Below are 19,550 nucleotides of genomic sequence, written 5' to 3' on the forward strand. Positions count from 1 at the left end.
GGTGTTCATGCCGCCTCAGATGTCGGATCACGACAGCAAGCTGCTGGACGAAACCGATCTCGCGTTGGTGGACGCGCTACAGGTGCACCCGCGTGCGAGCTGGACCCGCCTCGCCGAGGTCCTGGACCTCGCGCCGATCACGCTGGCCCGGCGCTGGCAGCATCTGGTCGACACGGGTTCGGCGTGGGTCACGGTGGCACTGAGCGAAAGCGGGATGCGGGGCGCGCTGCTGGAGCTGACGTGCCGTCCCGGCACCGCGGAACGGGTCGCGCTGACGCTGGCGCGGCTGCCGAACGTGGCGACGGTCGGGGTGACCACGGGAGAGTTCCAGGTGTTCGCGCTGGTGCTGGCGCCGACGCTGCCCGCGATCGCCGAAACTCTGGTGCGGGCCCTGCCGATTCCCCCGGAGGTGACGACCATGCGTTCGCATGTCTACAGCGGGCTCTTCGGTGGTGTGGTGTGGCGGCTGGGCGTCATGAACCGTGCGCAGACCGAGCTGGTTCGCGAACCGGCCGGAGCGCCGCCCGGCGAGATCCGGCCGTTCGGCCCGGCCGATCGCGCTCTGTTCCTCGCGCTCGGGCACGACGGGCGGCGTCCCTACACCGAACTGGCCGACGAGCTGGGCACCTCGCCGCAGGCGGTCAAGCGGCGGCTCGATCGCCTGCGGCGGCACGGCGACATCACGTTCCGCTGCGACGTGGCCCGGCCACTCGCGGGCTGGGAATCCATGGCGCTGCTGTGGCTCGCGGTGCCCGACCTCGGACTGCGCTCGGTGGGCCGCCGTCTGGGCGTCTGGCCGGAGACACGTCACTGCGCGGCGATTCCCGGCCCGGCGAACCTGTCGTTGATCGTGAGCCTGCGATCGCTGGAGCATCTCGGCGAACTGCTCGTGCGCATCGCACGGGAGCACCCCGAAGTCTCCATTGTGGACCGCAGAATCGTGCTGCGGCAGGTCAAGGTGCACGGGCGGATCGTCGACGAACTGGGCCGCAGCACCAGGGTCGTCCCCGTCGACCCCTGGGCCATGTCGTCGTGACCATCACGACTCGACCACAGGGACGGGGCGTGCTCACCCGTGCGAGCCCGGTCCGCGCAAGGCGGTGTAGGTGATGTCGGTGAGGTAGTCGTTCAGCTTCAGCGTTCCCGCGGCCGCGGCCGCCTCGTCGCCGTGGGCGATCGCCCGCAGCAGGTTCCCGTGCAGGTCCGCGGCCGAACGGAGTTCCTTGGCCACGTCCGGCAGGTGCGCGAACCAGAAGCGTCGCGACAACGACTGCAGCGGCGCCATGGCCAGTTCGAGGTACTCGTTCTGGGTGGCCTCGACGACGAGTGAATGGGCCTGTTTGAGCAGCACGCCGAACTGCCGGACGTCGGTCCCCTCGAACTCGTCGAGCGCGGTCGCCAACGCGAGCATCTGCTCCTTCTGCTGCGGCTTCGCGCGGTAGACCGCGAACCGGGTGGCCATCTCCTCCAGCCCTCGCCGGAGCTCGAGCAGCTGGAAGTGCGCCTCGACGGACACCGCCGCCACGAACGCCCCGCGATGCGGGTGGATCTCCACCATGCGCTCACGAGCCAGCCGCTGCAGCGCCTCGCGCACCGGTGTGCGGCCGAAGCCGGTCAGCGACATGAGCCCCACCTCGGACACGACATCGCCGGGTGCCAGATCCTGGAAGGTGATCATGTCCTCGAGCACGCCGTAGGCCTGCTCGGCCTTGTTGACCTGATCCGTCACCCCCTCATCATCGCGCATTGTCACGGCCCACTGGCCACCGGCCCGGTCAGTGCTATACGGTCGATATATGAGCGATATGGTGGACGGCTTCGCCGGCTGGCGGCTGGGCACGGCCGCGCACGACGTTTCCCGTCTCGAGGTGCTGGCCGAGGTGGACGTCGTGGTGACGGGCGGCGGCGCCGCGGGGGTCGCGGCGGCGACGGTCTGCGCGGAGAACGGGCTTTCGGTCGTGCTCATCGAGCGGTACGGCTTCTGCGGTGGCGCCGCGGTCGCGGGCATGTCGGGCACGATCTGCGGCTTGTACCTGGCGGCCGACGACGGCGAACCGCAGCAGATCGTGCACGGGTTCACCGAGCGCTTCCGACAGGCGCTCGCGGCCGGTGCGGGGGTCACCGGACCCCAGCGGTACGGCAGGACCTGGACCGTCGCTCACGATCCGCTGGTCTGGCGCGAAGTCGCCGACGACCTGCTCGAAGGAGCCGGCGTGCGGATCCTGCTCCACACCGTGGTGTCGGGCGTGCTCGTCGAGGACGGCCGGCACACCGGCGTCATCGTCGAGTCGAATGCCGGACGGGCCGTGGTCCGCGCGGCCCGGACCATCGACGCGTCGGGCGATGCGGCGGTCGTCGCCCGCGCCGGGCACGCGACCCGCTTCGGTGACGACGGCCGGATCCAGAACCCCACCATGTTCTTCCGGCTGGGCAACGTCGACCTCGACCACTTTCACGAGACGTACGGGAGCGACACGATCTGCCCACCATGGGTCAGTTCCGCCATCGAATCCGCACGCGAGGAAGGGCTCGACCTGCCGCGTTCGCACATCTGGCTGTTCGACACCACCCGCCCGGCCGAGCTGCTCGTGAACGCGACGAGGCTGGTGGGGCGCGACGGGCGCATGCTCAACGTGATCGACCCCGAGGACTTCACGGAGGCCGAGATCGAGGGGCGGCGCCAGGTACGTGCTTACGCACGCTTCCTTCGCGAACGGGTGCCCGGCTGCGCGGAAGCGTTCGTCATCGACACCGGGGTCGAAGTCGGTATCCGGCAGACACGCAGCATCGAGGCGGTCGAGACGCTGACGAACGACGACGTGCTCGCCTGTCGCAAACGCGAGGACGGGATCGTCCGGTCGGCGTGGCCGATCGAGCTGCACGCCGGCGCGCGCCCCGAACTGCACTGGCTGATCGGGGACTACTACGAGGTCCCGTACCTCTCGCTGGTGCCTCGCACCGGCGAGAACATCGTCGTGGCCGGCCGCTGCCTCGGAGCGCAGCATGCGGCGCTCGCCTCGGCGCGGGTCACGGCCCAGTGTTTCGAGTACGGCCACGCCGCTGCCGCCGCGACCGTGCTCTCCCTCCGCGAGGACAAGCCGTACCGCTCGATCGCCGGACGCGAGGTCCGAGCGGCGATGCGGACGGCCGGCAGCAGCATCTGAGCTGAGATCACCGAAAGGACTCCCCCGTGACTGACCTGCCCGACCACGACCCCGTACGCCCGGGCGCACTGCGCAGCGAGTTCACTCCTGGCAGCACCCGCTGGGCGGTACGCCGTGCACAGTGGACCGCGCTCGGCCTCGCGTCCGAAGACCAGGGCCGTCCGAAGATCGCCATCGTCAACACCTCGTCGCGGCTCGGGATCTGCTTCTCCCACCTCGACGGCATTGCCGAGCTCGTGGCCGAGTCCGTGTGGGAGGCCGGCGGGCTCCCGTTCGAGATCCGGACGACCGCACCGCTGGACTTCGTCACGAGCGCGGGCCGCAAGGCCCGCTACCTGATGCCCACCCGCGACCTGATCGTCAACGACGTCGAGGCCGCGGTCGAAGGCGCGGTGCTGGACGGCATGGTCTGTCTGTCCTCTTGCGACAAGACCACACCGGCGCACCTGATGGCCTCGGCCAGGCTGGACATTCCGTCGATCATCGTCCCCGGCGGCTACCAGCGGGGCGGGCGACACGGCAGGTGCTCGGTAGACATCGACACCGTCTACGAATCGGTGGGCGCCGTGCAAGCGGGCACCATGACCGTCGGCGAACTGGGCGAGCTGGCGGATTCGGCCATCAAGGGACCCGGCGTCTGCGCCGGGCTGGCCACCGCGAACACGATGCACGTCCTCGCGGAGGCACTGGGCATGGCACTGCCAGGGGCGGCGCCGATCCGCGCCGATTCCGAACGGATGCGCGGACTGGCTGCCGACGCCGGCCGCCGGATCGTCGCCATGATCGAGGAGGGCCTCACCGCCCGGAAGATCATCACCGCGAAGGCCATCGAGAACGGCGTCCGCGTCGCGATGGCGCTGGGCGGCTCGGTCAACTGCGTTCGCCACCTGGCGGCCGTGGCCAGCGAGGCGGACCTCGACCTCGACGTCGTGGGCACGTTCGAGCGGCTCGGCACGGAAACCGCGCAGCTGGCCGCCATCCGTCCCAACGGGACAGACCAGGTATGGGACCTCGAACGAGTCGGTGGCGTCCGCGCCGTACTGCGGACGTTGCTGCCCGCGCTGCACGGCGACGCCCTGACCGTCACCGGACAGACCATCGCCGAATCGACCGCCGGAGCCCCGGCCGCGGACGGAACCGTCGTGCGCCGGCTCGACGACCCGGTGCGCGACGAACCCGGGCTGCTGATCCTGCGCGGTTCGCTGGCACCGGACGGCTCGGTGGTCAAGGTCGCCGGCGCGGGCGCCGCGCGGCGACGGTTCACCGGCCCGGCCGAGGTGTTCGCCGGTGAGGACGCCGCGATCGCGGCACTGGGCACCGGTGACATTCGTGCAGGAACGGTGATCGTGCTGCGCGGGATGGGGCCACGTGGCGGGCCCGGTACCGTCTTCGCGGCCGGTTTCGTCGCCGCGCTCAACGGCGCCGGCCTCGGCGGCAAGGTCGCCGTCGTCACCGACGGGGAGCTTTCCGGCCTCAACCACGGTCTGGTCATCGGCCAGGTGATGCCCGAAGCGGCGGACGGCGGCCCGCTCGCGGGCGTGCGGTCCGGCGACACGATCACCATCGACCTCGACGCCAGGACGATCGACGCCGAGCCGCTTCGACTCGGCGAGCCGGTCACCGCGGGAAAGCCCGGCGAGGAACGCGGCTGGCTGGGCCAGTACGCCGCGCTCGTCGGGCCGGTTCAGCAAGGCGCGGTGCTCCGCCGCCCGAAACCCTGACTTGCCTGTCTTCCCACTCCGACACCGTGATCGAAGGAGATGACCGTGTCCGCTGAACCATCCGCCACTGCACCGGGGCAGTCGCGAAAGGCATCACTCGCCGCGTTGGTCGGCACCGTGCTGGAGTGGTACGACTTCATCGTCTACGGCACCGCCGCGGCGATCGTGCTGAACACCCAGTTCTTCCCTTCGGACGATCCACTCATCGGAACCCTGGCGGCCTTCGCGACCTACGCGGTCGGGTTCCTGGCCCGCCCGGTCGGCGGGCTCGTCCTCGGACGGCTCGGTGACCGGGTCGGGCGCCGGAAAATGCTCGTGCTCACCCTGATGCTGATGGGAATCTCCACGACGGCCGTCGGAGTGCTGCCCACCTACGAGCAAGTCGGCGTGCTCGCGCCGGTGTTGCTCGTGGTGCTGCGGCTCGTGCAAGGTTTCGGCGCGGGCGGCGAATACGCGGGTGCCGTGGTGCTGTCGGTGGAGCACGCGCGTTCCGATCGGCGCGGGCTCGCGGGTTCCGCCGCGCCGCTCGGATACGCGGTCGCCACGCTGCTGGGCAACGGGGTCTTCTACCTGTTCCTGTTGCTGCCTGCCGAGGAATTCGCCGCGTGGGGCTGGCGGTTGCCGTTCCTGCTGGGAGCGTTGTGTCTGGTGGTCGGGTATCTGATCCGGCGCCAGGTCGAGGAACCGCAGGTGTTCCAGGATTCCCGGGCCGACGCGACCCCAATGTCGTCGCGCGGGGTTTTCGCCGCGGTCCGGCGCCATCCGCGGAGTTTCTTCATCGTGGTCGGTACGCGCATGGGCGAGAACGGGTTCGCCTACCTCATCCCGGTCTTCGGCGTCTCGTACCTGTCGACCACGCTCGGGCTGGACCGTTCACTCGGCCTCGCCGCGGTGCTGATCGCGTCGGCCGTGCAGGCGGTACTCATCCCGATCTGCGGCCTGCTCTCCGACCGGGTCGGCCGGAAACCCGTGTACCTGGTGGGTATTCTCGGTTCGGCCGCGTGGATGATTCCGTTCTTCCTGCTCAGCGACACCCGTTCGGCGACCTGGGTCGTGGTCGCGTTCGTGATCGGGCTGGGTGTCTTCTATCCCGCCATGCTCGCCCCACAGGCCGCCTGGTACGCGGAACTGTTCGACACCGAATTCCGGATGTCGGGGTTCGCTTTCTCCCGCGAGGTCGGCTCGGTCCTCGCCGGCGGCCTGGCACCGTTCATCGCCACGGCACTGTACGCATGGGCCGGACACTGGTGGCCCATTCTCGTGTACATGGCCGCCATGGCGGCGCTCACCGTAGTCGCGTTGGCACTCGGCCCCGAAACCGTCCGCCGGCGACTACGGCGGCAACAGCCCACGACGACCGACGAAGTCCGAAAGGACGTCGTCACCTGACCACGCGGTGCCGTGCGGCGGCGCGTAGTGCCGCCGTGCGGGAGTCGATGTCACCCTGCGGAACGATGCTGGACCCGGCGGTCGTCGGCGCGATCCCGCCGTCAGGAGTCACAGTCAGCAGGTCGTACGCCGGTTCCCGGTGAGCAGCTCAACGCCGGTCAGGATTTGCGCGGGAATGCTCAGGTCGAACGACACCACCGGCGGCACGGCCAGCACAACGTCCGGTGTGCGGCACTGACTTCGACCATGGACCGATCGTTGCATAAGGTGTCCAGCGGGCCACTTCCGGAGCCGGGCAGAACCCAGGACAGTTGACCTCATGGCAACTCCCGCAATCGATCGCGAAATTCAGGCGCCCTGGACGCGACCACCGACCCGTTTCTGCACGACCTCCACTCGATTTTCGCCACCACCGATCTGTTTTCCCAGCTGCGCGTCATACCGGACCTGCCGCACGACGATCCGGGTATACCGGGCTGTTGTGGGCGATCGAGCACGCTGCCGAGCTGGGCGCCACCCCGCGCCGGCTGGCCGTGGCGGCGCCAGCGCCGGCGGCGCACTGGCCGCGGCAACCCACGCTGCGCGCTCCCGGCACCGTCGGACCCGCCATCCGATTCCAGTTGCTGATCTGCCCGGGGCTCGACGACCGCCTCAACACCACGTCAGCGGTGCGAGCACTCCGAGCGGCCCTTCATCCCTGGGTCCGCGGGAAACGGCACGACGAACCCCGTCGCCTGATGGCGGCCAACCCGGGCAATCTCGCGACGCCACCACAACCGCGTGATACCCGGACCTCGCCAGAACAAACACTCACTGCCCGGCGCACCCATCGGTTCAGCGTCCCCGGGACGGCCGGTCGAGCACCATTGCGCTCTGGAACCCGCCGAAGCCGCTGCCCACCGTCAGCACCACGTCCATTCTGTGGTCCCGTGCGGTCACCGGAACGTAGTCCAGATCGCAGTGCGGGTCCGCGAAATGGAGGTTCGCTGTCGGGGGAACCACTTGGCGGTCCAGCGCCAGTGCGCACGCCGCGATCTCCAGCGAACCGATCGCGCCGAGGGAATGGCCGATCATCGATTTGATCGAGCTCACCGGAATTCGTGCGCCCGCTGCCCCATGCTCCGCTTGAATGCCGCCGTCTCGTGCCGGTCGTTCTGTTTCGTTCCCGAGCCGTGTGCGTTGATGTAGTCCACGTCGGCTGGGGCCACCCTGGCATTGTCCATCGCCACGCGGATGGCCTCCGCCATTTCGCGGCCGTCCGGTTTCAGCCCGGTCATGTGAAACGCGTTGCTGCGATTGGCGAAGCCGAGCACGCGCGCGTATTCGCGCGCTCCGCGGCGGCGGGCCGCACCCGCCTCTTCCAGCACCAGCACCGCGGATCCCTCGCCGAGCACGAACCCGTCGCGGGTGGCGTCGAACGGCCTCGACGCGTGCTCGGCGTCCTCGTTGTTCCGGGACGTCGCACGGATCGCGTCGAAGCACGCCGAAGTGATCGGCGACAGCGGGGCGTCCGTCGCGCCCGCGATGACGATGTCCGCCGAACCCTCCTCGATGAGCGAGGCCCCGTAGCCGACCGAGTCGAGACCGGACGTGCAGCCGGTCGAGATCAGCGACGTCGGTCCTACCGGATGGCGACCGTGTGCAGCGCCAGCGGCAGCCCGTCGCAGGGCACAGCGAGGCGGTGCGCGTCCTCCAGCGACCCGCCGACCCGGTCCACCCCGATGAGGTCGACCAGCAGCCGGGCGCCGTCGGCCGGCGCGAGCGGGCGGAGCCCGACCGCGGTGCTGACGCCGGGATCCGACAGCCGGCGGCGGCTGGCGACGACGACCCCGCAGTCGCGACCCGCCGGGACCAGCGGAGCGAGCTGCCGGTCCTCGACCAGGTCGTCGAGCACGACGAGGACCTGCCGGACCGCGGTCCAGGTGCGAAACCACCGGCTCCGCTCGTCGACCGAATCCGGAATCTGCGCCGCCGGGATGCCGACCGCACGGAGGAAACCGGCCAGTACATCGCCGGGGTCGACAGGCTGACCTTCGCCGTCGGCCAGCACCGCGTGGAACTGTCCGTCCGGGTAGCGCTCGCGCACCTCGTGCCCGGCGTGCACGCACAGCGCCGACTTCCCGGATCCAGGCGGGCCTTCGACGGTGACGACCGCCGGACCGTGCCGGTCGGCGGGACGCAGCCCGGCAAGCACCGCGTCGAGTTCGGCGGTCCGGCCCACGAGTCGCGGCCCGGCCGACGGTAGCTGCCGCGGCGGTTCCGGCCTGCTCGGCCGCGCTTGCCGCGCCACGGCGGTGCCCGCCCGGTGGTCGAGGCTTCCGTTCGCGGCGAGGACAGCCCGGTGCACGCGCTGCAGTTCGACTGCCGGATCGAGTCCCAGTTCCTTGGCCAGCGCGGCGCGCGTGCGCTGGTAGACGCGCAGTGCCTCCGAACGCCGGCCGGATCGGTAGAGCGCAAGCATCAGCTTGGCCTGGAAGCCTTCGTGCGTCGGCTGCTGTGCGGCGAGCCGGGTCAGCTCGCCGAGCACCTCCTGGTGCCTGCCGAGCCGCAACGCGGCGTCGATCCGGTGTTCGAGCGCGTTCTTGCGCATTTCGTCGAGCCGCAGAGCCTCTGCCTGCAACAGCGGCCCAGGATTGACGTCGACCAGCGCGGGACCACGCCAGAGCCCGAGCGCGTCGTCGAGCGTGCGGTAGGCCGCCTCGGGATCGCCGGCGTCGAGTTCGCCCCAGCCGCGCTGGGCCTCGCGGTCGAACCGGTTCGCGTCCAGCACCTCGGGATCGACCGACAGCAAGTAGCCGCCGGTGAGAGTGAGCAGCACCGGACGTCCGTCCCCCGCGCCGCCCCGGTCGCGCGGCCGCTGCGCCGCGTCGAGACAGAGGGATTTCCGCAGCTGGTAGACATAAGTCTGCAAGGTGGTCTTGACGCTGCTCGGCGGATCTTCCTCCCACAGCTCCTCGATGAGCTGTTCGGTACGCACGATGTGGTTCGCGCACAGTGCGAACAGGCTGAACACCCGGCGGATCTTCGGCGCGGAGGGCGTGACCACCGCGCCGTCGAGAGTGACCCGCAACGGGCCGAGAAGATCGATACGCAACACGCACCTTGACGATCCTTCGCAGGGCGCTGACGCGAGCCGCCTGAAACGCTCGTCGCGTAGCCCATTCTCAGGCAAAGTACCTGCTCAAAAAGTTGTAATCGGCCTATGGAGGCAGTCAATCAAGGAAATAGTTGACACAGTGACGCAAAGCCTTGATTATGGTTCCAGTGCGCCGGCGGGGCAGGAACCGGACCGGCAGCGAAGTTCTGTCCCAGTAGACGAAGGCGGGGTTTCACCATGACCGGATCACGCGCAACGGATCCGTCCGTACTCGTGGTCGGCGGCGGCATCACCGGCCTGTCCGCGGCGTTCTTCCTTGCCCGGCAAGGAGTTCAAGTGACGCTCGTGGAGCGGCACCCGTCCACGGCGATCATGCCGCAGGCACGGGCGTTCAACGCGCGCTCGCTCGAGATTTTCCGCGCGTTCGGGCTCGAGGAGGAGATCCACGAGCACCGGTCGATCCTCGCCGACATGCCGGAGATGATCGGCGGTGACACCCTCGCCGGCGACGAGCGCTTCCGGATCGACATGTTCGCCCAGGTCCGTCCCGGCAAGATCAGCCCAAGCGACTGGGCGATGATCGACCAGGACGAGCTGGAGCGCGTCGTGCGCGCTCGCGCCGAGACCGCGGGCGCCGACGTCCGGTTCGCCACCGAACTCGTGTCCTTCGAGGACGACGGCAAGGCGGTCACGGCAGTCCTGCGCGACCTCGGTAGCGACACCGAGTCCACGGTGCACGCCGACTACCTCATCGCCGCCGACGGCAACCGCGCCGCCATCCGGCGCCGGCTCGGCGTCGAGGCGGACGGGCCCGGTGTGCTCGGCCACGCCGCGCACTTCCTCTTCGACGCCGACCTCGGCTCGGCACTGCGCGATCGCCGGTTCCTCTTGGCCTACTTCGACCAGCCGAAGACCGGCACGGTGCTGGTGCCGCTCGGCCGGCTCGGCCGCTGGATGCTCGGCGTGCCGTTCCAGGCCGACCAGGGCGAGAGCATCGACGACTTCACCGAGCAGCGGTGCGTCGAACTGGCCCGCACCGCCGTCGGCATCCCGGACCTCGAGCTCGCGCTGGTGCCGCCGGTGCCGGGCTGGAACCGGATGCTGATGGACGTCCGCATCGGTGCGCACGTGGCCCGCGAATACCGGGCGGGCCGGATCTTCTTCGCCGGCGACTGCGCGCACGTCGTGCCACCGACAGGTTCGTTCGGCGCGAACACCGGCATCGCGGACGCGCACAACCTGGCCTGGAAACTGGCCGCGGTGCTGCACGGCCACGCCGGCGCGGAACTGCTGGACAGCTACGAGGCGGAGCGCCACCCGGTGGCGCAGACGACGATGGACACGGCACTGCACATCCTGGACGCCCGCCACTACGCGGAGGGCGACGAGGCGACCCGCATCGACGAGGTGACGATGGCGTACGGCTACCGCTACCGCTCAGCGGCGATCCGTACGGAGCCGGGAACCCCGGACACATCGGTGGAAGACCCCCGCACCCCGAGCGGACGGCCCGGCCTGCGCGCCCCGCACGTCTGGCTGGAGCGAGCGGGTTCCGCAGCGTCCACCCTGGACCTTTTCACCGGTTCATTCACCGTGCTGGCCGGTCCGGAAAGCACCGAGTGGACAGCCGCGGCGGAGACGGTGGCGGTGGAGCTGGGCATCGATGTGGCCGCCCACCGCATCGGTGACGACGTGCAGGACCCGGAGAAGCAGTTCCTGAAGGCGTACGGAATCGGCGCGTCGGGGATTTCGCTGGTCCGTCCGGACGGTTTCGTGGCCTGGCGCGCGCAGGAACAAGCGGATCAGCCGGTGCAGGAGCTGCGCGAGGCGCTGCGAGGGATTCTCGCGCTTCCGCGGGCTTGAGACGGTGCCGTCCCATCGACTCGGCCGGGATGGGGGCCGGACCCCCTGCGGCCTTGATCCCGCCGACAACGACCGGCCCCGGACGCACTCGCGTCCGGGGCCGGTCCGCGGTTGGCTACGGTCGAGTCGCCTGCAGCACGTACCAGGGCCGGGATCGTTCCCGGCTGGCCACTGTCACCGCGCTGTCGAACCGATAGCCCACACTCTCGATCAGCGTCACGAACTCCGCCTCGGTGCGGATCCTGCCGCCGGTCACCACCTCGAGCGAGATGCTCATGATGTCCAATTCGGACGGTTCGGGGCCAGCGGGGCGAACCCAGTCGATCACCGCCAGCCTCCCGCCGGGAGGGGTACAGCGGAACGCGTTCGCCAGGATCCGCGAAGCGTTCTCGTCGCCCCAATCGCACAGCACCGTCTTCAGCAGGTACAGATCGCCTCTCGGCAGGTCGCTGGCGAAGAAATCGCCGCCGGTGAACGAGAGCCGGTCGCCGAGGCCGTACGCACCGGCGTTCGCGCGGGCCTGTTCCACGATCTGCGGCCGGTCGACCACCGTGCCGTTCGCGTGCGCGGCCGCGGGCAGGATCTTCGACAGCAGCAGACCCATGCTGCCGCCGATGTCGACGATCTCCTGGTACGGCGCGAAATCGTACTGCTCGGCCAGTGCCGTGCCCGCGTCGTCGGTCAGGTCGGCCATCGCGGCCGCGTGCCAGCCGCGCTCCTGCGGATGCCGGACGTAGTAGTCGTAGAGTTCTTCGCCGCGGTCGTCGTGAACCGGTCGACCGGTCAGCACGGTCTCGTGCAACCGCGCCATCCGGTTCCACATGCCCTCGCCCATCTGCATCAGCGCCATGTTCGCCAGCCAGCTCAGCGAGGAGACGTCCGAGGAAGAACGCAGTGGACAGCCCCGCGATACCGCCTCCCACAACGAGGACAGGGGTCTCGAGGTCGTACGGCTCGGTCATGGCGTGACCTTCCTCTCCTGAGGCGACTGGCCGACGGGAGGACCGCCGGCGCGTCGGACGCTGGGCAGGACGGCGGTGCACAGCAGGCCCGCCACGAGCACTCCAGTGCCGAGCGCTAGCGCCGTCATCGTGGCGGGCTCGAACCCGTCCGGAAGGCGCGCGAAGAACACCGTGCCGAACGAAGCGATCCCGGTCGCCACGCCGAGCTGCACGGTCGTGTTCAGCAGTCCGGACGCCGAACCGGCCCGCATCGGGTGGACGTCCGCCATGGCCCGGATGATCAGCGAGTTCATCGCGACACCCATGCCGAGCCCGAATCCGACCGCGGGGCCGAGCAGGGCCCACGCGTCCAGCTTCGGGCCGAGCACGCCGACCAGGATCGCCATCGCGGCGAGGCTCGCGGCCAGCAGGGCCATGGCGGCGGCGATCAGCCTGCGGCCCATCCGCACGGCCAGCCGCACCGCGACCACCCCGCCGAGCACGATGCCCGCGGCGGACGGGAGGAATGTCAGCGCTGTCTCGAGAGGCGAGTACCCGAGCCGCAGCTGCAGGTGCAGGGTGAGGACGAAGAACACCCCCGTCGCCGCGTTGATCGTGAACAGCACCAACTGTCCCGCGGTCAGGTTGCGGTATCGAAGCAGGTCCGACGGGATCAGCGGTTCCCCGCCGCGCCGGGCGAGCGCGCGCTGTTGGAGAGCGAAGGCGCCCAGCAGCGGTACCGCGGCGACGAGCAGCATGATCATCCACACCGGCCAGTGCAGCTCCCTGCCCTGCACCACGGGGTAGAACAGCGCGAACAGTCCCGCTGTCAGCAGCGCGAGCCCGGCCCGGTCGATCCGCTGCCCCGGCGTGCCGGGGTGAGACGACATGGTCAGCAGCGCCCCGAGCACCGCGAGCACCCCGAACGGCACGTTCACCAGAAAGATCGCCCGCCAGCCGAGGCCGAACAGGTCGCCCTGGGTGATCACGCCGCCCAGCAGTGGCCCGGCCAGCCCGCCGATCGGGAACGCGCTCGAGCAGATCGCCATCGCCCGCGACCGCTCGACGTCGCCGAACTCGGTGTAGACGAACGACATCACCTGCGGAGCCATCAGGCCGGAACCGACGCCTTGTACGATCCTGGCAGTGATCAACGCGGCGATCCCCGGAGCCAGCCCGGCCACCAGCGACGCGATCGTGAACGTCGTCATGCCGAGCAGGAAGAGCCGTTTGGTGCCGTACCGGTCGCCGAGCCTGCCGCCGGTGATCAGGGTGAGTGCGAACCCCAGCGCGTAACCCGCCGAGATCCACTGCAGCGCGGCGTCGCCTGCGCCGAACTGGTCTTTGATGGTCGGCAGCGCCACCGTCACGATCTGGTTGTCGATCATGTCCACGAGAATCGCCACGATGGCGACGGCCAGCGCCCACCACCGCAGAGGATGCCTGTCCACGTCGCCCACCCCTGCTTCCCGGTCGTTCGATGCGCCTCATAATCAATTACATGATTAGTTATGTCAATCCACTGAATACTTGATGGTGTTCGGGTTGCTGGTGATACCGTCAGGCACGGTTATAATCAGTCGGTGCCTCAGTCCAAGCCGCGTCGCTCGCCCACACCGCAGGAGCGCCAGCGGGATCCCGAACGGACCCGCAGGTTGATCGTCGACGCCGCCGTGGCGGAGTTCGCCGCGCACGGTTACGCCGGCGCGCGCACCAGTGCGATCGCGGCGCGGGCCGGGGTCAACCAGCAGCTGATCTCGTACTACTTCGACGGCAAAGAGGGCCTGTACCAGGCGATCTCGGAACGCTGGAGAGAGCGCGAAGGCGAGCTGGTGCACGAGAACGTGTCGTTGACCGAACAGATGCGGCTGTACGCGCTCGAGGCGCTGGAGAACCCCGACGGCGTCCGATTGATGGCATGGGGCGGGCTCGAGTACTCCGGTCCGGAGACCGACGTCGACCACGCGCCGCGATCGGCGCGGCTGCAACGCAACGTCGACCAGCTCCGCGCCCTGCAAGCGAAAGGCGCGCTGCCGCCCGAGGTGGACCCGGCGTGCCTGACGATTCTGATGATGGGCGCCGCGATGGCGACGACCACGCTCCCGCACGTCATCGAAGGTTTGTGCGGAGTCAGCCCTCGGTCGCCGGAGTTCCTCGAACACTATGCCGAGCAAATGGTCGTCCTCGCCCGGCTTGTCGGCCTAGATGATTGATTCCGTGAAGTTGGTGTTAGTGGTCGAATGCGATCAGTGATCGTTTGGTGGTCAGGTCGGTGGTCCAGTTGTGCCAGATGGCGGTGGCCATGGCCAGCAGCCGCTGGGCGACCCGGGTGAACACCCCGGCTGGGGTGCGTCCGCCGTGCGCTTCGAGATCGAGTTGGCCTTTGAGTGTCTGGTTGACCGATTCGATGCGCTGGCGGACGCTGCCGAGGTTGCCGTTGCGGTAGGTCTCGTCCTTACGGTCGGGGCGCAGCAGTTCAAGTCCCATCGCCTCGGTCAGCTGCTTGAATTCCTTGCCGGCGAAGCCCTTGTCCGCCAACAAGACCTGGCCGTTTCGGATGAAGTGACGGTTGTCTGCGAGCAGAGCGGCCAGCACCTCGCGCTCGCCGAGTTTCGGGTTGGCCAGGCACCACATGACCGGCATCCCGTCGCCGGCGCAGGCCAGGTACAGCTTCAGACCCCAGTACCAGCGAGAGTGTGACGCGCAGTAGCCGTAGCTGGCGTGCCCGGCCAGGTCTGAGCGCTTCACAGTTTCCCGCGACATTCCGCACGGCACCGGGGTGGCGTCGGTGATCCACATATCGTCGAACCACGATGGGCAACACACAGCCAGTGCAAGAATCGCCTTGCATAGCAACGGTTGTGCGGTTTTCAGTCGTTTGTGATAACCGGACTGACCCAGCATCGCAGGGAACATCGCACGCCACCCGGAATCGGCATGGATGTGCCGGATCCAGCGCCGCTCACTGCCGTAGCGCTGCAGCACCTGCGCCACGGCCAGTGCCGCGTCGCGGAACGGCGGCTGAGCACGAACGCGATCCCGAGCGGCAGCGCGGTCAGCGCGTCGGCGAAATTGTGGATCGTGTCGCCCAGCAGTTCCACCGAACCCGTGACGACGACCAGCCCGAACTGCACCACCGCGGTGCACGACAACGCCACGAACGACCACAGCAACGCCCGAGTGCCGCGTTTGCTCGTCTCCGGCGCGGTGTCGAGCCGATCGGCGCTGTCGTGGTTGTGCGGGATGATCGCGTGCTTGACCCGGTGCCACCACCCGGCCACTTCCTCGCGACCGTGGCCGTATCCATGACCGTGGCGCGGCTGTGCCATCGAGAACTCCCAGGTGGTCGGCGCGGCCCGCTGCAGGCGAGGGAAGGCTGGGCAATACCTGTGCAGTCATGCAGATACGCAGGTTTTCGAGCAGGAAGGTAGTCTGCTCGCCGTGCGCTCCTCCCTGCCGGACTTCGACATGCCCAGCGACGAACAGGTCCACCTGGCCGCGGAAAGCCTCCGGCTGCTGTCGGACCCCACGCGGATCAAGGTGCTGTGGGTGCTCCTGCAGGGCGAATCGTCCGTGGCGTGCCTGGCCGAGCTCGCGGGGGCGGCACCGACCGCCGTCAGCCAGCATCTGGCCAAACTCCGCCTCGCCGGACTGGTGAAAGGCAGGCGCGAGGGGACGTTCGTGTACTACTCCGCCGCGGACGACCACGTCCGCGCGCTGCTGACCCAGGCCCTCTACCACGCCGACCACGTCGATCGCGGCATCCCCGGCGAGCACGCCAAGCAGCACCGGCCGACGGGCCGGACGAAGTGACCCGCACAAGCAGGCCGCCGGCACAGTACTTCTTCCGGCCCGTGCTCGACGGTCATCACGTCCGCCGGTGAGCACTGCGCTGGCGCTGATCGGGTTCGTGCTCCCGCTCGGCCTGGACTCGTTCGCGATCGCCGCGTCGATCGGCGCCGCCGGCCCGATGACGAAGCGGGGGCGCTGGCGGATCTCGTTGACGTTCATGGCACTCGAAGCCGGGATGCCGCTGATCGGGCTCGCGATCGGCGCGCCGCTGGCCGCCGCGATCGGGCCGGCCGCCGGTTACGTCGCCGCTGGGGCCGTCTTCGGGACCGGCCTGTGGATGCTGCTGCACGAAGACGACACCGAGAAGGAAACCGCCGGAAAGCTCATCACCGCACGGGGCGCGACACTGCTCGGGCTCGGGCTGGGCATCAGCCTCGACGAGCTCGCGATCGGTTTCAGCCTCGGACTCGTGCACCTGCCGGTGGTTCCGGTGCTCGCCGGGATCGCGGCGCAAGCGTTCGTCGCCGCCCAGCTCGGCCTCCGCCTGGGCAACCGCATCAGCGAGCGCTACCGGGAAGGCGCGGAACGCCTCGCCGGGATCGTGCTCCTCGCGCTCGGGCTCTCCCTGGCGGCCGAACAGCTCTTCGCCTGACCACGCGCGATCGAGCTCAGCCGGCAGGCTGCGGGAACACCGTGCCCAGCACGTGCGTGAAGATGGTTCCGGGTTCGGCCGCCGGGGCCACCGTCTGGCGCAGCGCAAGCCCGATGCCCAACGCGCCGAGCATGACGACTGCCTCCTGCAGCGGCATCGTGGGTTCGAGGCGTAGCCGCCGGGAGTGCTCGGCGAGCAGGGCGACCAGCTCGTCGTCGTGCCGCTGCTGGATGGCGGCGACCAAGGCGGCGGTTTCGGGTTGCTGGGCCGTCGCGGCGAGCACTTCCGCGGTTGCCGCGCTCCATTTGGCCGCGTCCTCGTCCGTCGGATCGGCGGGAGCCAGGGCCGCGAGCACGTCGTCGCGGGTGGTGGCGCGGGCGAGAGCTTTCCGCAGCCCTTCGAGATGGGCCTGCGCGCCGGCTTCGACGATCGCCAGCCACAGTCCTTCCTTACCGCCGAAGTGCTTGTAGACGGCACCGCGGGTGTAGCCGGCGTCGGTGGCGATCTCCTCGACGGTCGCGGCCAGGAAACCTCGGCGCAGGAACACTTGCCGTCCGGCCGTCAGCAGGTGTTCGTGGGTGCGTTGCTGCTGCTCGGCCCGTGTCAGCCGGGTCATCGTCCGTCCAATTCAGTAACGGAGTGATACGCCGTGCGTGCCCGCCGTTGCGGCAGCGGACAGTCCCTCCTGGCGCCGTTCGAGGAGATTTGGGACCCGATCGCGCACAAGATGAACATCGAACGGCGCCCGGAGACGCCCGCCCCCGGTGATCCGCCGGTCATCCCGCGCCGAGGTGGGTCCCTGCGATCTCGCGAAACGCGGTGACCAGCGGGTTGCGGTCGCCGGTGTGGGTGGCGAGCACGACCTGGCACGGGTCGATCCCGTCGAGAGGAACGGTGACGAGGTCCTCGCGCAGGGTGGTGCGCCCGTCGCCGCGGGGCAGGATGAGGATCGAATGTCCCTCGGCGACCAGCTCGACCTTGTCCTCGAAACTGTCTTCGCCACTGGGCCCGGCCGACACCCGAGCCGGGCCGAGCGGGCGCGGCACGCTCCAGATCGCCGGCGAGCCGGCGCAGGCCTCGAGCTCCTCGTCGAGATCGTCGAGGGCAACGGATTCCTTGCCCGCCAAGCGATGTGCCGGGGACATGACGAGCACGCGCGGCTCTTCGTAGAGCACGCGAACCTGGAATCGGTCGCTCGGCAACGGCAGCGGCATCCGTGCGACGAGCGCGTCCACCTCGTGTTCGGGCAGGGCTGACGTTTCCTGCCAGTCCAGGTGACGGGTGCGGATCCGGGCGTCGGGATAGCGCCGCCGCAGCTCACGCACCGCCGGGGTGATGACCAGGTCCGCGATGTACCCGATGGTGATCGTCCGGGACGGGGCGACCGCGCGCACGGCCAGCGCCGACTCGCGGGCGGCGCCCAGCAATTCCTGCGCTCGCGGGAGGAACACCCGGCCGGCTTCGGTCAGGCGGCTGCCCTGCGGAGTGCGGTCGAACAGGCGTACGCCGAGCTGGTCCTCGAGCCGCTGGATCTGCCTGCTGAGCGACGGCTGCGCGAGGTGCAGCGCAGTGGCCGCCCGGCCGAAGTTCAAGTGCTCCGCGACGACCGTGAAGTACCGCACCAACCGCAAGTCGAGGTCCACGCACGCCGAGTTTACCCGTCACACGGCTGCCGCATGACGGGGCAAGCGCGTCGTGATCACCGGCGGCAGCAGCGGTTTTGGCTTCACCACAGCGAAACTGCTCGCCGACAGCGGCGCCCGCGTGCTGATCACCGGCCGGAACGAGGCCGCGCTCGAGTCGGCGCGCGTACAGCTGGGCCCGGACGCCGTCGCGGTGCGCGGTGATGTGGCCTCGCTGCCCGACCTGGACGCGCTCGCCGATCAGGTGAAGGCCGAGTTCGGCACGGTCGACGCCCTGTTCGTGAACGCGGGCGTGACCCGGTTCGTGCCGTTCGAGTCGATGACCGAGCAGGTGTACGACGAGCTCCTGCGGATCACACCAAGGGCGCCTACTTCACCGTGCAGAAGCTGGCTCCGCTGCTCGCCGACGGCAGCGGCGTCGTGCTCACCACCTCGGTCGCGAACGTCAAGGGGCTGCCGATGATCAGCGCCTACGCGGCGAGCAAAGCAGCTCTGCGGTCGATGACCCGCAGCCTGGCCACCGAACTGCTCCCCCGGGGGATCCGCGTCAACGCGGTGAGTCCCGGGCCGATCGACACCGGCATCCTGGACAAGGCGTTGCCCGAAGACGTGGCCGCGCAGACCAAGGCGCAGATGACCGAAAGCACCCCCATGGCCCGCTTCGGCGATCCCGCGGAAGTCGCCAGGGCGGTCACCTTCCTCGCCTTCGAAGCCACTTACACCACCGGAGCCGAGCTCCCGGTGGACGGCGGCGGCTCACAACTGTGAGCTGCACGAAAACTGTGGTTGCGATCGTAAGCTAACGCACGTAGTCTTACGACCGTAACCACAACGAGGAGAGGCAGTCCGATGATCTACCACTGCAACCGCATGAAGCTGAAGCAAGGCCTTCCGCCCGAGCAGATCGCGACCGCGCTCGAACACCTGAAGGAGCAGGGACGCATTCCGGCGGTGCAGTCGTTCGTCGTCGGACCGGAGCACGGCAGCGAGTTCGACTGGGGCGCGATCTTCGTACTGGCCGACCTGGATGCCTACTGGGAGTACCTGACCCACCCGGCGCACAAGAGGTCCGAGCGGGCCGGTGTTCCGCTGCTGGAGAAGTTCGAGTGCTACGACGTTTCCGACGATCCCGACCCCGGACTGGAGGCCAGGATCGCCGAACTGCAGAAGCGCAACTACGAGGCCGATCCCGAGCTCGTCACCCTGATGGCGGGCCTCGCCTCGCACACCGGCAGCAGCGCCGTGACGCACGCCGCCTGAGTGGCCGGCGCGTACCCCGGGATCGCCG

At 69.3% G+C, this 19,550-nt stretch carries 15 protein-coding genes and 4 pseudogenes; 10 read left to right on the plus strand and 9 right to left on the minus strand.

Annotation, left to right across the window (positions count from 1 at the left end):
* Positions 1 to 19: 19 nt before the first annotated feature.
* The gene (locus BJY18_RS20975) at positions 20 to 1,036 is read left to right on the plus strand and encodes an Lrp/AsnC family transcriptional regulator (protein ID WP_246458934.1); all 1,017 of its coding nucleotides are present in this window, start codon (positions 20 to 22) and stop codon (positions 1,034 to 1,036) included.
* Positions 1,037 to 1,069: 33 nt separating this feature from the next.
* On the opposite strand, the gene BJY18_RS20980 is transcribed toward BJY18_RS20975, so the two are convergent.
* On the minus strand, positions 1,070 to 1,729 hold the full coding sequence (locus BJY18_RS20980; protein WP_312873909.1) for a GntR family transcriptional regulator: 660 nt from the start codon (positions 1,727 to 1,729) through the stop codon (positions 1,070 to 1,072).
* Positions 1,730 to 1,796: 67 nt separating this feature from the next.
* On the opposite strand from BJY18_RS20980, the gene BJY18_RS20985 reads away from it, so the two are divergent.
* From BJY18_RS20985 to BJY18_RS20995, 3 genes are read left to right on the plus strand one after another with little or no spacing between them, the layout of a single operon-like run.
* Positions 1,797 to 3,164: an FAD-dependent oxidoreductase gene (locus BJY18_RS20985; protein WP_184781574.1), complete on the plus strand. Its 1,368-nt coding sequence runs from the start codon at positions 1,797 to 1,799 to the stop codon at positions 3,162 to 3,164.
* A 26-nt stretch (positions 3,165 to 3,190) separates the two neighbouring features.
* On the plus strand, positions 3,191 to 4,885 hold the full coding sequence (ilvD, locus tag BJY18_RS20990; RefSeq protein ID WP_312873910.1) for a dihydroxy-acid dehydratase: 1,695 nt from the start codon (positions 3,191 to 3,193) through the stop codon (positions 4,883 to 4,885).
* Between the two features lie 45 nt (positions 4,886 to 4,930).
* On the plus strand, positions 4,931 to 6,274 hold the full coding sequence (locus BJY18_RS20995) for an MFS transporter (RefSeq protein WP_312873911.1): 1,344 nt from the start codon (positions 4,931 to 4,933) through the stop codon (positions 6,272 to 6,274).
* Between the two features lie 834 nt (positions 6,275 to 7,108).
* Here BJY18_RS20995 and BJY18_RS21000 read toward each other — a convergent pair.
* Both BJY18_RS21000 and BJY18_RS21005 read right to left on the minus strand, forming a co-directional pair.
* Positions 7,109 to 7,896, minus strand: a pseudogene (locus BJY18_RS21000) (beta-ketoacyl-[acyl-carrier-protein] synthase family protein); the annotation flags it as partial.
* Positions 7,896 to 9,368, minus strand: coding sequence for an AfsR/SARP family transcriptional regulator (locus BJY18_RS21005; RefSeq protein WP_184781576.1), 1,473 nt, complete (start codon positions 9,366 to 9,368; stop codon positions 7,896 to 7,898). The gene BJY18_RS21005 and the pseudogene BJY18_RS21000, both read right to left, overlap by 1 nt.
* A 240-nt stretch (positions 9,369 to 9,608) precedes the next feature.
* Here BJY18_RS21005 and BJY18_RS21010 point away from each other — a divergent pair, with 240 nt between their 5' ends.
* Positions 9,609 to 11,234: an FAD-dependent oxidoreductase gene (locus tag BJY18_RS21010; RefSeq protein WP_184781577.1), complete on the plus strand. Its 1,626-nt coding sequence runs from the start codon at positions 9,609 to 9,611 to the stop codon at positions 11,232 to 11,234.
* A 115-nt stretch (positions 11,235 to 11,349) separates the two neighbouring features.
* Here BJY18_RS21010 and BJY18_RS21015 read toward each other — a convergent pair whose 3' ends face one another.
* Positions 11,350 to 12,084: a methyltransferase gene (locus tag BJY18_RS21015; protein ID WP_184781578.1), complete on the minus strand. Its 735-nt coding sequence runs from the start codon at positions 12,082 to 12,084 to the stop codon at positions 11,350 to 11,352.
* A 108-nt stretch (positions 12,085 to 12,192) separates the two neighbouring features.
* Positions 12,193 to 13,626, minus strand: a complete 1,434-nt coding sequence (locus tag BJY18_RS21020; RefSeq protein WP_184781579.1) for an MFS transporter — start codon at positions 13,624 to 13,626, stop codon at positions 12,193 to 12,195.
* Positions 13,627 to 13,830: 204 nt separating this feature from the next.
* Here BJY18_RS21020 and BJY18_RS21025 point away from each other — a divergent pair, with 204 nt between their 5' ends.
* On the plus strand, positions 13,831 to 14,388 hold the full coding sequence (locus tag BJY18_RS21025) for a TetR/AcrR family transcriptional regulator (RefSeq protein WP_221457882.1): 558 nt from the start codon (positions 13,831 to 13,833) through the stop codon (positions 14,386 to 14,388).
* 16 nt (positions 14,389 to 14,404) lie between these two features.
* Here BJY18_RS21025 and BJY18_RS21030 read toward each other — a convergent pair.
* Both BJY18_RS21030 and BJY18_RS38250 read right to left on the minus strand, forming a co-directional pair.
* Positions 14,405 to 15,175: pseudogene (locus BJY18_RS21030) on the minus strand (IS982 family transposase); the annotation flags it as partial.
* A 53-nt stretch (positions 15,176 to 15,228) separates the two neighbouring features.
* Positions 15,229 to 15,504, minus strand: a pseudogene (locus BJY18_RS38250) (cation diffusion facilitator family transporter); the annotation flags it as partial.
* A 112-nt stretch (positions 15,505 to 15,616) separates the two neighbouring features.
* Between BJY18_RS38250 and BJY18_RS21040 the strand changes: the two are divergent.
* On the plus strand, positions 15,617 to 15,988 hold the full coding sequence (locus tag BJY18_RS21040; RefSeq protein ID WP_184781581.1) for an ArsR/SmtB family transcription factor: 372 nt from the start codon (positions 15,617 to 15,619) through the stop codon (positions 15,986 to 15,988).
* Positions 15,989 to 16,055: 67 nt separating this feature from the next.
* Positions 16,056 to 16,619, plus strand: a complete 564-nt coding sequence (locus BJY18_RS21045; protein ID WP_184781582.1) for a manganese efflux pump MntP — start codon at positions 16,056 to 16,058, stop codon at positions 16,617 to 16,619.
* Between the two features lie 16 nt (positions 16,620 to 16,635).
* Here the strand turns inward: BJY18_RS21045 and BJY18_RS21050 are convergent, their stop codons facing one another.
* Positions 16,636 to 17,235 carry a TetR/AcrR family transcriptional regulator gene (locus BJY18_RS21050; RefSeq protein ID WP_184781583.1) on the minus strand — a complete coding sequence of 200 codons (600 nt, stop codon included), beginning with the start codon at positions 17,233 to 17,235 and terminating at the stop codon, positions 16,636 to 16,638.
* Positions 17,236 to 17,395: 160 nt separating this feature from the next.
* A complete protein-coding gene (locus BJY18_RS21055) occupies positions 17,396 to 18,262 on the minus strand; it encodes a LysR family transcriptional regulator (protein WP_184781584.1) in 867 nt (288 codons plus the stop codon).
* A 52-nt stretch (positions 18,263 to 18,314) separates the two neighbouring features.
* On the opposite strand from BJY18_RS21055, the pseudogene BJY18_RS21060 reads away from it, so the two are divergent.
* Together BJY18_RS21060 and BJY18_RS21065 are read left to right on the plus strand one after the other, a co-directional pair.
* A pseudogene (locus BJY18_RS21060) lies at positions 18,315 to 19,030 on the plus strand (SDR family oxidoreductase).
* 81 nt (positions 19,031 to 19,111) lie between these two features.
* Positions 19,112 to 19,522: a Dabb family protein gene (locus BJY18_RS21065; RefSeq protein ID WP_184781585.1), complete on the plus strand. Its 411-nt coding sequence runs from the start codon at positions 19,112 to 19,114 to the stop codon at positions 19,520 to 19,522.
* Positions 19,523 to 19,550: the final 28 nt, after the last annotated feature.

It is taken from the genome of Amycolatopsis jiangsuensis, assembly GCF_014204865.1.
Lineage (GTDB): Bacteria > Actinomycetota > Actinomycetes > Mycobacteriales > Pseudonocardiaceae > Amycolatopsis > Amycolatopsis jiangsuensis.